Origin of the sequence: Oscillibacter sp. CU971, assembly GCF_905219725.1 — a bacterium.
GTDB lineage: Bacteria > Bacillota > Clostridia > Oscillospirales > Oscillospiraceae > Oscillibacter.
On record NZ_CAJMXG010000079.1, the window covers coordinates 1 to 12,587 of the forward strand.

The 12,587-nt window shown below is 64.2% G+C and carries 10 protein-coding genes and 2 pseudogenes; 6 read left to right on the forward strand and 6 right to left on the reverse strand.

Translation table 11 applies throughout. The annotated features are described in order from the left end of the window. Positions 1 to 683, forward strand: a pseudogene (locus JX325_RS07370) (S-methyl-5-thioribose-1-phosphate isomerase); the annotation flags it as partial. A 15-nt stretch (positions 684 to 698) separates the two neighbouring features. Next, complete coding sequence (locus tag JX325_RS07375; RefSeq protein WP_204790505.1) at positions 699 to 1,733, forward strand: pyruvate kinase; 1,035 nt, start codon at positions 699 to 701, stop codon at positions 1,731 to 1,733. Positions 1,734 to 1,915: 182 nt separating this feature from the next. Here JX325_RS07375 and JX325_RS07380 read toward each other — a convergent pair whose 3' ends face one another. Then, a complete protein-coding gene (locus JX325_RS07380; protein WP_204790506.1) occupies positions 1,916 to 2,590 on the reverse strand; it encodes a PolC-type DNA polymerase III in 675 nt (224 codons plus the stop codon). Next, the gene (locus JX325_RS07385) at positions 2,587 to 3,300 is read right to left on the reverse strand and encodes a DNA/RNA non-specific endonuclease (RefSeq protein WP_204790507.1); all 714 of its coding nucleotides are present in this window, start codon (positions 3,298 to 3,300) and stop codon (positions 2,587 to 2,589) included. Before JX325_RS07385 ends, JX325_RS07380 begins: the two co-directional genes overlap by 4 nt. 129 nt (positions 3,301 to 3,429) lie before the next feature. On the opposite strand from JX325_RS07385, the gene JX325_RS07390 reads away from it, so the two are divergent. From JX325_RS07390 to JX325_RS07405, 4 genes are all read left to right on the forward strand, one after another. Further along, positions 3,430 to 4,236, forward strand: a complete 807-nt coding sequence (locus JX325_RS07390) for a polysaccharide deacetylase family protein (protein ID WP_204790508.1) — start codon at positions 3,430 to 3,432, stop codon at positions 4,234 to 4,236. A gap of 84 nt (positions 4,237 to 4,320) precedes the next feature. Further along, positions 4,321 to 4,983, forward strand: a complete 663-nt coding sequence (locus JX325_RS07395; RefSeq protein ID WP_204790509.1) for a UDP-N-acetylglucosamine pyrophosphorylase — start codon at positions 4,321 to 4,323, stop codon at positions 4,981 to 4,983. A 139-nt stretch (positions 4,984 to 5,122) separates the two neighbouring features. Continuing rightward, positions 5,123 to 5,428 (forward strand): metal-sensing transcriptional repressor, encoded by a 306-nt coding sequence (locus JX325_RS07400; protein WP_204790510.1) that lies wholly within the window; start codon positions 5,123 to 5,125, stop codon positions 5,426 to 5,428. Positions 5,429 to 5,456: 28 nt separating this feature from the next. Beyond that, positions 5,457 to 7,982, forward strand: coding sequence for a heavy metal translocating P-type ATPase (locus JX325_RS07405; RefSeq protein ID WP_204790511.1), 2,526 nt, complete (start codon positions 5,457 to 5,459; stop codon positions 7,980 to 7,982). 327 nt (positions 7,983 to 8,309) lie between these two features. On the opposite strand, the gene JX325_RS07410 is transcribed toward JX325_RS07405, so the two are convergent. From JX325_RS07410 to JX325_RS07425, 4 genes and pseudogenes are all read right to left on the reverse strand, one after another. Then, complete coding sequence (locus JX325_RS07410) at positions 8,310 to 8,867, reverse strand: hypothetical protein (protein ID WP_204790512.1); 558 nt, start codon at positions 8,865 to 8,867, stop codon at positions 8,310 to 8,312. A 142-nt stretch (positions 8,868 to 9,009) separates the two neighbouring features. Continuing rightward, positions 9,010 to 9,783, reverse strand: a complete 774-nt coding sequence (udp, locus tag JX325_RS07415; protein WP_204790513.1) for a uridine phosphorylase — start codon at positions 9,781 to 9,783, stop codon at positions 9,010 to 9,012. Positions 9,784 to 9,928: 145 nt separating this feature from the next. Beyond that, complete coding sequence (locus JX325_RS07420) at positions 9,929 to 12,316, reverse strand: endonuclease MutS2 (RefSeq protein WP_204790514.1); 2,388 nt, start codon at positions 12,314 to 12,316, stop codon at positions 9,929 to 9,931. A 90-nt stretch (positions 12,317 to 12,406) separates the two neighbouring features. Beyond that, positions 12,407 to 12,587 (reverse strand): annotated as a pseudogene (locus JX325_RS07425) (DNA repair protein RecO); the annotation flags it as partial.

Consider the following 12,587-nt stretch of genomic DNA (forward strand, 5'->3'; position numbering starts at 1 on the left):
CCCTGTACCAAAGGGCGGTGGAGATTCACCAGGACGACATCGCCAAATGCCGGGCCATCTCCGAGCACGGCCTGAGCCTCTTAAAGGAGGGGGACGGCGTCCTCACCCACTGCAACGCCGGGCCTCTGGCCACCTCCCGCTACGGCACCGCCCAGGGGCCCTTTTTCCTGGCGGCGGAGCGGGGCATCCATATCCGCGTCTTTGCCGACGAAACCCGGCCCCTGCTCCAGGGGGCCCGGCTCACCAGCTACGAGCTCCACCGGGCCGGGGTGGACATAACGCTGATCTGCGACAACATGGCCTCCATGGTCATGAAAAACGGCTGGGTCCAGACCTGCTTTGTGGGCTGCGACCGGATCGCCGCCAACGGGGACACGGCCAACAAAATCGGCACCAGCGGCGTGGCCATTCTGGCAAAGCACTACGGCATCCCCGTCTACGTCCTGGGCCCCANNAGCACCATTGACTTAAGCTGCCCCGACGGNGACCACATTCCCATTTAGCTCCGGNACCCGGAGGAGATTAAGACCCTCTGGTACGACAAGCCCATGGCCCTGCCGGGCGTCGCGTGCTACAATCCCTCTTTTGACGTGACGGACCACACCCTGANTTCCGGCATCGTCACGGAGCAGGGCATCTGCCGCCCCCCCTACACCGAGAGCCTGGCGGCCCTCTTCCGCTGAGGGGAGGCGGCGACCATGGTTCAAATCTACGGCACCCTGGGCCCCGCCTGCTCCGATACCAAAACGCTGGCGGCCCTCTTTCAGGCCGGGATGACCGGCGTGCGGCTGAACCTCTCCCACGCGGGCCTTGACCGCGCGGCGGAGCAGATCGAACACCTCCACGCCGCCGCCCGGAGCCGCGGCGTCACGCCCCAGCTCCTCATCGACATGCAGGGCCCGGAGCTCCGGGTGGGCGCGCTTCCNGCCCCCCTGGAGCTGGCGGAGGGAACCNCTGNCCGCCTGGGAAGGGATGNCCCCTTGCCCGCCGCCGTCCTGCCGCGCTTAACCCCCGGACAGCCGGTGCTGCTGGACGACGGGAAGCTGCTCCTGCGGGTGGCGGAGCTCCTGCCGGATGGGGCCCTGGCCCGGGTGGAGCGGGGCGGCGTGCTGCAAAGCCGGAAAAGCGCCGCCCTTCCCGGCGTGGATGTTCATCTCCCCGCCATGACGGACAGCGACCGGGAGAATCTCTANCTGGCAAAGGACTACGGCGTCACCGGGGTCATGCAGCCCTTTGTCCGGGGCCGGGAGGATCTGGAGGCCGTCCGGGAGGTCTTGAACGCCGCCGGGGGAGAGGGCATCCGCCTCTTTGCCAAAGTCGAGAANCTGGAAGGCGTGGAGAAGCTGGCGGAGCTGATCCCCGCCGCAGACGAAATCGTCGTCGCCCGGGGGGACCTGGGGAATTCCGGCCCCCTTTGGAAGCTCCCTGCCCTGCAAAAGCGCATCGCCGCCGCCTGCCGGGAGGCGGGGCGGCCCTTCATGGTGGTGACGCAGATGCTGGCCTCCATGGAGCAGAATCCCGTCCCCACCCGGGCGGAGGTCAGCGACATTTTCAACGCCGTGCTGGACGGCGNGGCCTCCGTCATGNTCACCGGGGAAACCGCCGTGGGGAAGCACCCGGTGGAGGCCATGCGCTACCTNGCCCATACCGTCCGGGAGGCGGAGGCTTACCGGCGGGAGGCCGGCACCGCCGACGGGTTTATAGCCTCCGGAGCAGACTTCGCGCACACCTGATAGGCCTCGTTGGNNGCGGCAATTGGGGCAATGNGCCAGATATAGGAAACCATGGGCAATCCCTCCTAAAAAATAGACAGCCAGGCTGAAAGCCTGACTGCCGGCAGGTGCCCACCTGTCTTTTGCAAGCGTATGCCACAGCGGTCCGGCGGCGTCAAGCGCCGGGCNGTTTTTTGCCGCCCTTACGCCAGCTCATACAGCGGCCGTACCCGCTCATAGGGCTGGGCCCGGTAGGTGACGGAGGAAATCCGCCGTCCCGAGACCCCATACTTGGGATGGGCGCCGAAGAGGTCCACGTACCGCTCCAGGTCGTCCCGCTCCGCCGCCATGGCCTCCAGCGCCAGCGCCGCCGCCCGGGCGTCGTCAATGGCCCGGTGGCTGTTCACCGCCTTGTCCTCCAGGCCGTAGGCGGCAATGGCGTTTTCCAGCTTGTGGGGGTAGTCCCGCCGGTCCTTATACACCGTCAGCGCGTCCAAAAACCGGGGCTTTTTCAGCGCCGCCCCCAGCCCCCAGGGCTGGAGCAGGCGGAACAGGAAATTCAAATCAAACTGAGCGTTGTAGGCCGCTACCAAAGGCCGCTCCGCCCCCTCCAGAAGGTCCGCGAAGGCCCGGGCGGCTTCTTCGTCCCCCACGCCCTCGGTTTCCAGCCGCTCCTCGGTGATGCCGGTGAGATTCACGATGAAGGGGTCCAGCCGCCGCCCCTCCGGCAGGCGGATAAAGAGGTCCATGCCCCCGGTTTCCACCCCGTCCTCCAGCGAAACCGCGCCGATTTCGATGATGCGGTCCCGGCGGTAATCAAGGCCGGTAGTCTCCGTGTCGAAGACCACGATCCGGTCAAACTGCTCCCACAGCTTCATGCCGCGTCCTCCTCCAGCCGGCTCTCCCCGGTGGCGTAGTCGATAACCACCCCGGGCTGAACGTTGTAGGCGAAGATGTTGAAGCACACGCCGTCCCCGGCGTCCTCCACNGAATAGGCCTCCATCTGCACCCCCCGGGCCACCAGCTCCGTCCCCACAAACACCGGCGTCACCCGGTAGAGCACATGGTTGTCCGTCCGCTGAACATAGTCCGCCACGTCGTTTTNAAAGGGCAGCATCCCGGTGACATTCAGATACCGGGTGCCGGTGATGAGATTTTTTTCGTTGGCGTTTTCCCCCGCCAGCTGGAAGCCGATGAGGTGGCAGCGGTTGTAGAGGTACTTCCCGTCCACGCAGTCGTACTTGGCGGAAACCCAGCCCGTGGGCTTCACATTCCCGATGGCCTCCCGCTCCTCCGTGGGCATCAGCTCCGGGCNGATGTTGGCGTAAGCCACGCCGCAGCGGCCCAGGTAGTCCAGCTCGCTGTAATCCTCAAAGGCCTCCAGGGTCATCTCCTCCTTGGTGAAGCCCGGCTGGTTGTCCTCCAGCTCCACATAGGCCGCGCCGCTCCACTCCGGGATGTCCTCCAAAGACACCGTCTCCGGCCGCAGGTACCACTGGACCGCCGCCGCGATCACGCACAAAACCAGCAGCGCCGCCATCTGCTTGGGGGTGAGCTGCTGCTTCGTTTTGCCTCTCCGCTTTGCCATACCGTCCTCCTTAAAGCGAAAATTTTCGACACCCCAAATATAACATCTTTCGCCAGCTTTTTCAACCGATAATCCGCCCGCCCCCGGACATGCTGAATGGTGACAACATTTCAAAAACCGGAGGTGCCTATGCTCCAGCGTATGCGAAACCTATGTTTGCTCATGCTCCCCCTTCTCTTCCTGGCGGGGATGCTCTATCTCCAGGGAAAATCCCTCCCCGCCGCCGCCCCCGCCGTCATTCCGGCCTCCGCCGACAACTGGGGCCTCTCCTTTCCCAACGAGGGCCAGTCCCCCGTGGGCAACGCCAGCGCGGAGGATCTGGCCCGGTACAACGCCTGGTTCCTGGGGGACACGTCTCAGAAGGTGATCTACCTGACCTTTGACTGCGGCTATGAGAACGGCTATACGGAACAGATCCTGGACGCGCTGAAAAAGCACAACGCCCCGGCGGCCTTCTTCGTGGTGGGCAACATGATCGAAACCGCCCCGGACATCATCCGCCGCATGGCGGAGGAGGGCCACATCGTGGGCAACCACACCTTCCACCACCCGGACATGTCCGCCATTTCGGACCAGGCGGCCTTTCAGAAGGAGCTGGACAGCCTGGCGGACCTCTACCAGGAGACTACCGGGAAAGCNCTTCCCCATTTCTACCGTCCGCCCCAGGGGAAGTACAGTGAGGAANATCTCAAGCAGGCCCAGGCCCTGGGCTACAAGACGGTGTTCTGGAGCNTGGCCTATGTGGNCTGGTACGTGGACAACCAGCCCACGGCGGAACAGGCCTACGCCAAGCTTCTCCCCCGCATCCACGACGGGGCCATCGTGCTTTTGCACTCCACGTCCAAGACCAACGCGGACATCCTGGACGAGCTCCNCACCANNTGGGAGGACATGGGCTACCGCTTCGCCTCCCTGGAGGAGCTGCCGGCGGCCTGACTTCCCCTTGCAACTCCTGGAGAACTGGTATATAATAACGCCAGACCGCCGCCCTTTTGGCGGCGAAAACAGGAGGCGCGTTTTATGGATCTGACGATCACGGCCCTGCTGGACCTCTCCCACACCCTGGCGGGGGACTACCTGGCCCAATTCCAATACCCCTGGGAGGCTCTGGACGGCATCAAGGAGCTGATTTTGCGGCTTGGCCCCGCCCTGGACCCGGCGGAATACGAGGAGCGGTCCCCTCACGTCTGGGTTCACAAAACCGTCTCTGCCGCTCCCACGGCCTTCCTGGGCGCGCCCTGCGTCATTGGCCCGGAGACGGAGGTCCGGCACTGTGCCTTCATCCGGGGTTCCGCCCTGGTGGGGGCGGGCTGCGTGGTGGGCAACTCCGTGGAGCTGAAAAACGTCATCCTCTTTGACGGCGTGCAGACCCCTCATTATAACTACGTGGGGGACTCCATCCTGGGCTTCAAGAGCCACATGGGCGCGGGGTCCATCACCTCCAACNTCAAGTCCGACAAAACCCTGGTGGTGGTCCGAAACGGGGAAGAACGCCTGGAAACGGGCCGGAAGAAGTTCGGGGCCATCCTGGGGGACCATGTGGAGGTGGGCTGCAACAGCGTGCTGAACCCCGGGACCATCATCGGCCGGGCCTCCAGGGTCTATCCCCTGTCCTCCGTCCGGGGGACCGTCCCGCCGGACAGTATTTTCAAGGGTCCCGGAACCGTCGTTCATCAGGATTGACCGCGCTCATACAAAAGCCCGGCATGGGGAAAACTCCCTGTGCCGGGTTTTCTTTTTAAATGAGGGCTTGACAAATACCCCTGGGGGGTATATGATGAGAATACCCCTAGGGGGTATCTTAACAAAGGAGGCGTCCGCTATGGAAACCTGCGACTGCCACAAGACCAAGGAGCGCTCCGAAGAGGAGGTCAAGCGGCTGGTGAATCGCCTGAACCGGGTGGAGGGCCAGATCCGGGGCATCCGGGGCATGGTGGAGCGCAGCGCCTACTGCCCCGATATCCTGGCCCAGGTAGCCGCCGCCAACGCGGCGCTGAACGCCTTTTCCAAGGAGCTGCTCAGCGAGCATATCCGCACCTGCGTCACCCGGGACATCCGAGAGGGAAAGGACGAAACGGTGGAGGAGCTGCTGGACACCCTCCAGANGCTGATGANANGACTTTTATAAATTATATTCAAAATAGGAGGTCCTGCATATGGAACAGTATAACGTCACCGGCATGAGCTGCGCCGCNTGCNCCGCCCGGGTGGAAAAGGCCGTGGGCAAGGTGCCGGGGGTCACGGCCTGCTCCGTCAGCCTCTTGACCAACTCCATGGGCGTGGAGGGCAGCGCCTCCGCCGCCGAGGTCATCGCCGCCGTGGAGAGCGCGGGCTACGGCGCGTCCCAAAAGGGCGGGGCAAAAGCCGCCTCCGCCGGACCCGCCGCCAATCCCGAGGAGGCTCTGGCGGACCATGAGACCCCCCTGCTGAAAAAGCNGCTGNGGTCCTCCCTGATTTTNCTGGCGGTGCTTATGTACTTCTCCATGGGCCATATGATGTGGAATTGGCCCGTCCCCNAGTTCCTCCATGGAAACCACATTGCCATGGGCCTGATCCAGCTTCTTCTGACGGTGGCCGTCATGGTCATCAACCAGAAATTCTTCGTCAGCGGCTTCAAGAGCCTCTGGCACCGGGCCCCGAATATGGACACCCTGGTGGCCCTGGGGGCCTCGGCGGCCTTTGTTNACAGCACCTATGCCCTCTTCGCCATGACGGACNCCCAGGTCCGGGGGGACATGGGCGCGGTGATGGACTACATGATGGAGTTCTACTTCGAGTCCGCCGCCACGATCCTGGCCCTCATCACCGTGGGCAAGATGCTGGAGGCCCGCTCCAAGGGGAAGACCACCGACGCGCTGAAAAGCCTCATGAAGCTGGCCCCCAAGACCGCCGTGCTGGAACGGGACGGGAACGAAATCACCGTCCCCATCGAGCAGGTCCAAAAGGACGATNTCTNCNTGGTCCGCCNCGGCGAAAACATNCCGGTGGACGGGGTGGTGGTGGAGGGCTCCAGCGCCGTCAACGAGTCCGCCCTCACCGGGGAGAGCATCCCCGTGGACAAGGCTCCGGGGGACGGCGTGTCCGCCGCCACGGTGAACCAGTCCGGCTTCCTCAAGTGCCGGGCCACCCGGGTGGGAGAGGACACCACCCTCTCCCAGATCATCCAGATGGTCAGCGACGCGGCGGCAACCAAGGCTCCCATCGCCAAAATTGCCGACAGGGTTTCCGGCGTCTTTGTCCCGGCGGTCATTGGCGTGGCCCTGGCGACCACCTTGGTGTGGCTGCTGCTGGGGCAGACCGTCGGCTTCGCCCTGGCAAGGGGTATCTCCGTGCTGGTGATCTCCTGCCCCTGCGCCCTGGGGCTGGCAACTCCCGTGGCCATCATGGTGGGCAACGGCATGGGGGCGAAAAACGGCATCCTCTTTAAAACCGCCGCCTCTCTGGAGGCCGCGGGCCGGACGGAGATCGTGGCCCTGGANAAAACCGGCNNCANCACCCAGGGAGAGCCCAAGGTAACGGACATTCTCCCGGTCCANGGACTTACGGAAACGGAACTGCTCCGGCTGGCCCGCGCCCTGGAGCAAAAGAGCGAGCATCCCTTGGCGAAGGCCATCTTGCAAAGAGCGGAGGAGGAGCAAATCCCGGCGGAGGAGGTCACGGACTTCCAGGCCCTGCCGGGGAACGGCCTCACCGCCCGGCTGAACGGCGCGGCCCTCAGCGGCGGCAATCTCAGCTTTATCAGCACCCAGGCCGCGGTCCCCCAGGACCTTCAGTCCAAGGCCGAGGCCCTGGCGGGCCAGGGCAAGACCCCGCTGTTTTTCAGCCAAAACGGGGCGCTGCTGGGCGTCATCGCCGTGGCGGACGTTATCAAGGAGGACAGTCCCCAGGCGGTGAAGGAGCTCCAGAACATGGGCATCCGGGTGGTGATGCTCACCGGCGACAACCAGCGCACCGCCCAGGCCATCGGGAAACAGGCCGGGGTGGACGAGGTCATTGCCGGGGTCCTGCCCGACGGCAAGGAGAGCGTTATCCGAACGCTCAAAGAACAGGGCCGGGTGGCCATGGTAGGGGACGGCATCAACGACGCCCCGGCCCTGACCCGGGCGGACACCGGCGTCGCCATCGGCNCGGGGGCGGACGTGGCGATTGACGCGGCGGACGTGGTGCTGATGAAAAGCCGCCTCTTGGACGTGCCCGCCGACATCCGGCTCAGCCGGGCCACCCTGTGGAACATCCATGAGAACCTGTTCTGGGCTTTCTTCTACAACACCATCGGCATTCCTCTCGCGGCGGGGCTCTTCATCCCCTTCGGGCTGACGCTGAACCCCATGTTCGGCGCGGCGGCCATGAGCCTCTCCAGCTTCTGCGTGGTTTCCAACGCCCTGCGGCTGAACCTNNTCNACCTGCGGGACGCGAGAAAAGATAAACCCTTAAAATCCAAACATTCCAAACATTCCGAGGAGGTAACGACTATGGAAAAGACCATGAAGATCGAGGGCANGATGTGCGGGCACTGCGAGGCCCGGGTTAAGAAGGCCCTGGAGGCCCTGCCGGAGGTCAGCGCCGCCAACGTCAGCCATGAAAGCGGCACGGCGGTGGTGACCCTCTCCGGGGCCCTCACCGACGAGGCTTTGAAGAAGGCCGTGGAGGACCAGGACTACAAGGTGCTGGGCATCCAGTAAGGCCTCAAGGCAGAAAANAGGTGGACCGCCGGGCGNCGGTCCACCTTTTTTATATGCTTTTAGAAAGTAATTTTTCGTCTTCGCCCCGCCGGGCGTCTTCCTTCCCGGNCAGCTTATCCGACAGTCCGGCCCGTTTGAGCTCCTCCACTTCCTGCTTGCAGGACTTGGCCTGGACTTTGCGGAANGNCTCCATGAAGCCCGACAGANGGGCCTGGTGTCCCATTCCGGTATAGGACGGAGCGCGAAGGGCTCTCGGCCCTCCANAGCCAAAGGCGTTTGCCGCTGAAATCATCGNCCAGCCTCCCTTTCGATTGGTTTGAAAGCCCGTCAGGCGATCGCGTCCAGGAGGTCCCGGACCTTCCCGAACAGGCGGGCCTCATCGGTCTTCCGCCAGGATTGGCTGTCCGAATCCCAGCTCTGGAAGCTGGAGAGGAATTTCATCCAGCCCAGAACGTCGCCCTTCCAGGAATCAAAGGACCAGGGGTCCCTGACGGGGGCCGTATAAAGGCTGGCGGTGCAGGTGGGCCCGGAGAGATCGACAGGAGTCATTTCCAGGCCGCTGAACCCGCAATGGAGGAAATCCTTGTCCTCCTGGTCCAAAACGCCAAACTCGCAGAGCTTGCCGATGAGGGACTGGTAGTCCTCCCAGCTCATATTTTTCAGGTCGAAATTCTCCTTCAGGTACTGCTTCTGCTCCGCCGTCAGCGGGGTCTTGATTACTCCGTTTTCCAGCCGGTCCCTTAGACGGTCGAAGTGCGCCGCGCTCCCCTTTTTCGCCATCTCCAGCACCTGCTCCCGGAATTCCGGCTTGGCGTAGCCCACGTTCGGGCCGATGGGGTCCATCCACTCTTTGGGGATGCTCTGTCTGCTTGTCGCTTGAATCATGGTTTTTCCTCCATTTCACAGATTCATTGGGTTTTGAGCGCCCCGTCTTTGAATCCGTTCAATGGAAACGCCCCTGCCTCGATTCCCTTTTTTTCGGAATATCGGCCGGATTTTGGGAAATATAAGAGGTTCTTCTTACTTTTTACTTTTTCGCGGCCCGGTCCGCCTCGATCTGGAGCTTCAGCGCCTCCACCGCCACCCGGACGGAGGTAGAGGTGTCCTCGCTCATCTTCTGGTCCAGGCCCGCGGCCTCCCGCTCCTGGTTCCAGACCACATGGAAGCAACTGCCGCAGCGGCAGCCCAGGGCGGCGGCCACCACGAAGAGAGCGGCGCTTTCCATCTCGCTGGCCTTCACCCCCAGGCGCTTCCAGCTCTCCCACTTCTGCTGGAGCTCGTAGTACACCGGGGAGGCGGCGGGGTCGTGCTGGCCGTAGAAGCTGTCCTTGCACTGGACGATGCCGGTGTGGAGGGGATAGCCCAGGGCCTTAGTGGCCCGAACCAGGCAGTCCACGATGCCGAAGTCCGCCACGGCGGGGAACTCCAGGGGGGCGTATTCCAGGCTGGTGTGCTCAAACCGGACGGCGCCGGTGGCCANCACGATGTCCCCGGACTGGACGTTTACGTCGATGCCGCCGCAGGTGCCTGTGCGGATGAAGGTGTCCGCGCCGCACTTGTGGAGCTCCTCCATGGCGATGGAGGCGGAGGGCCCGCCGATGCCGGTGGAGCAGGCCGTCACCTTCTCCCCCAGCAGCGTGCCGGTCCAGACGTTGTACTCCCGGTTATAGGCCACCTGCTTCGCGTCGTCAAAGTAGGCGGCAATGGCGGGGACCCGGCCGGGATCGCCGGGGAGAATGCAGTAGCGGCCGATGTCGCCGGCGGTACAGGCAATATGAAATTGTTTTTCCAATTTTTGCATAACAACCACCTCTATTGTGATATTGTAGAAACAGTATAGCAAATATTGGTTGACTTTGCAACAATGTGACGGAAAATTTTTCAAGGGTCCACCTATTTCAGGTGGACCCTTGCAGACTTTTGATTATATAGCTACTTTATGAAACTCACCTCATCGTCACCACCGTAACCCCGCTCTCACCCTCGCCATAGACCCCCAGGCGGAAGCTCTTCACCGCCTTGCTCCGGCGGAGAATGTCGTGGACGGCCTTGCGGAGGGCCCCGGTGCCCTTGCCGTGGATGATGGTGACGGTTTCCAGCTTGCCCATGACGGCGGCGGACAAAAAGCCCTCCACCACGCTCTCCGCCTCCAGAGTTTCCATCCCCCGGATGTCCAGCTCCCGGCTGGCGGCGGCCCGGAGGGTCCGGGTCCCCCCGGAGCGGACGGAGGTCTTGGGCTTCCGGGCGGCGCGCTCGTCGTCCTCGATCAGCCGGACCTCCTCCGCCTTGGCTTTCATTTTCAGCACCCCCGCCTTCAATTGCAGGGTGCCGTCCTTCCCCACGGAAATCACCTCGGCGGGCTGGCGCACGCCGGGGAACTCCACCAGGTCGCCCTTTTGAATGGGGCGGCTGGGCTTGGGGATGGGCTCGGGGCGGTCCTTCTCCAAGCGGAGGCGGTCCTCCGCCTGGTGGAGCCCCGCCCGGATGGCGGCTTGGGCGTCGTTGATGTTCTGGGCGGAATCCGCCGCGGCCTGCCGCCGCCGGAGCTCCGCCAGCTCGTTGAACGTCTGGTCCGCCGCCGCTTTCGCGTCCCGGAGGATGCGCTTGGCCTCCGCCTCGCCCCGGCTCCGGGCGTTTTCCTTGGCCCGCTCCATCTGCTCCCGGAATTCCCGGGCCTTGCGGGCGTCCTCCTCCCGCTGGCGGAAGAGGCNGTCCGACTCCGCGTCCCGCTTTTCCAGGGCCTGGCGCTTGGCCTCCAGCTGGGTCAGCACGTCCTCAAACCGGACGCTGTCCCCGCTCATTTGGGTCTGGGCGGCTTCAATGACCTCCTCGGGAAGCCCCAGCCGCCGGGAGATGGCGAAGGCGTTGGACTTGCCGGGGATGCCGATGAGGAGCCGGTAGGTGGGGCTCAGGGTCTCCACGTTGAACTCGCAGGAGGCGTTCTCCACCCCGGCGGTGGTCATGGCAAAGGTTTTCAGCTCCGCGTAGTGGGTGGTAGCGGCGATTTTCGCCCCGGNGNAGCGGACGTGCTGGATAACGGCGATGGCCAGGGCCGCGCCCTCCACCGGGTCCGTGCCCGCCCCCAGCTCGTCGAAGAGGATGAGGCTCTTCCCGTCCGCCTCCTTTAGAATCCCCACAATGTTGGTCATGTGGGCGGAGAAGGTGGACAGGCTCTGCTCAATGCTCTGCTCGTCGCCAATGTCCGCCAGCACCCGGTCGTAGACCGCCACGGCGCTGCGGTCCGCCGCCGGAATGTGGAGGCCGCACTGGGTCATGAGGGTCAAGAGGCCCAGGGTTTTCANGGACACGGTCTTNCCGCCGGTGTTGGGGCCGGTGATCACCAGGGTGTCAAAGGCCTCCCCCAGCTCTAAATCGATGGGCACCGCCGTCTTGGGGTCCAGCAGGGGGTGCCGGGCCTTCCGCAGGTGAATGGCCCCGTCCCGGCGGATCTCCGGCCGCACGCCGTCCATCTTATAGCTGAGCTCTCCCCGGGCAAAGATCAAATCCAGGTGGACCAGGGTGTCATAATCCCACTGGATATCCTCCCGGTGGGCGGCGGCCTCGGCGGAGAGCTCCGCCAGGATGCGCTCAATCTCCTTCTGCTCCTTGGCCTCCAGTTCCACGTACTCGTTGTTGGCCTGGACCACCCCCATGGGCTCCACGAATACTGTGGCTCCGGAAGAGGAGATGTCGTGGACCAGGCCGGGGAGGTTCCCCTTCTGCTCCGCCTTCACGGGGACCACGAAACGCCCGTCCCGCTGGGTGATGATGGTCTCCTGAAGCACCTTGGCATAGCTGGGGGAGGAGATGATCCGCTGGAGAATCTGGCGGCTTTTGGCCTGGGCGGCCCGCATGTGGCGGCGGATGTCCGCCAGCTCCGGGGAAGCCGCGTCGGCGATGGTGTCCTCGTCGGGAATGCAGCGCTTGATCTTGTCCTCCAGGAAGCGGTTACCGTGGAGGGAGAGAAACAGGTGGTCGATGGCGGTTTTTTCCGCCGCGTCGTCATTCAAGTACTCCTTGGCCCGCCGGGCGGCGGTGAGCAGGTCCGCGATCCGCAGCAGCTCCCGGGTGTTCAGGCTGCCCCCCCGGTCCGCCCGGTCCAGGGCCTCTCCCACCGGCTTCACGCCGGAGAAGGAGGGGGCCCCCCGCCGGCCGATCATCTGCCGGGCGGCGTCGGTCTGGTCCAGGAGGCGCAGGACCTCCTCCGCTTCCGTCTCCGGGGAGACCCGGAGAGCCCGCTCCTTGGCCTCGGCGCTGACGGCCGCGCCGGACAGCAGTTGCAGCACCCGGGGCAGCTCCAGGGTGCGGAGGGATTTTTCAAACAGCTCGCTCATAGAAATTCCTCCTGTCNAGGNAATCCNNNTTCGCTCCCTTCCGGCGCAAAGCTCCCCGCTCCAGGGCAGCGGGGCCGGAAGGAATCCGTCTCATATCATGCTTTTGTAAAAGTCCAGCGTTCCGAAGCCCCGCTCCAGCTGGGCGTAGAGGAAGGCTTCCGCCGCCGCCGTCAGGCGGCCCAGGGGCCCCTCCCCCAGCCGGAAGGCATACAGCCGCTTGGGGTCCCCATAGACAATATGCCGCAGAGCCGCCAGAGAATCCCGGCAAAGC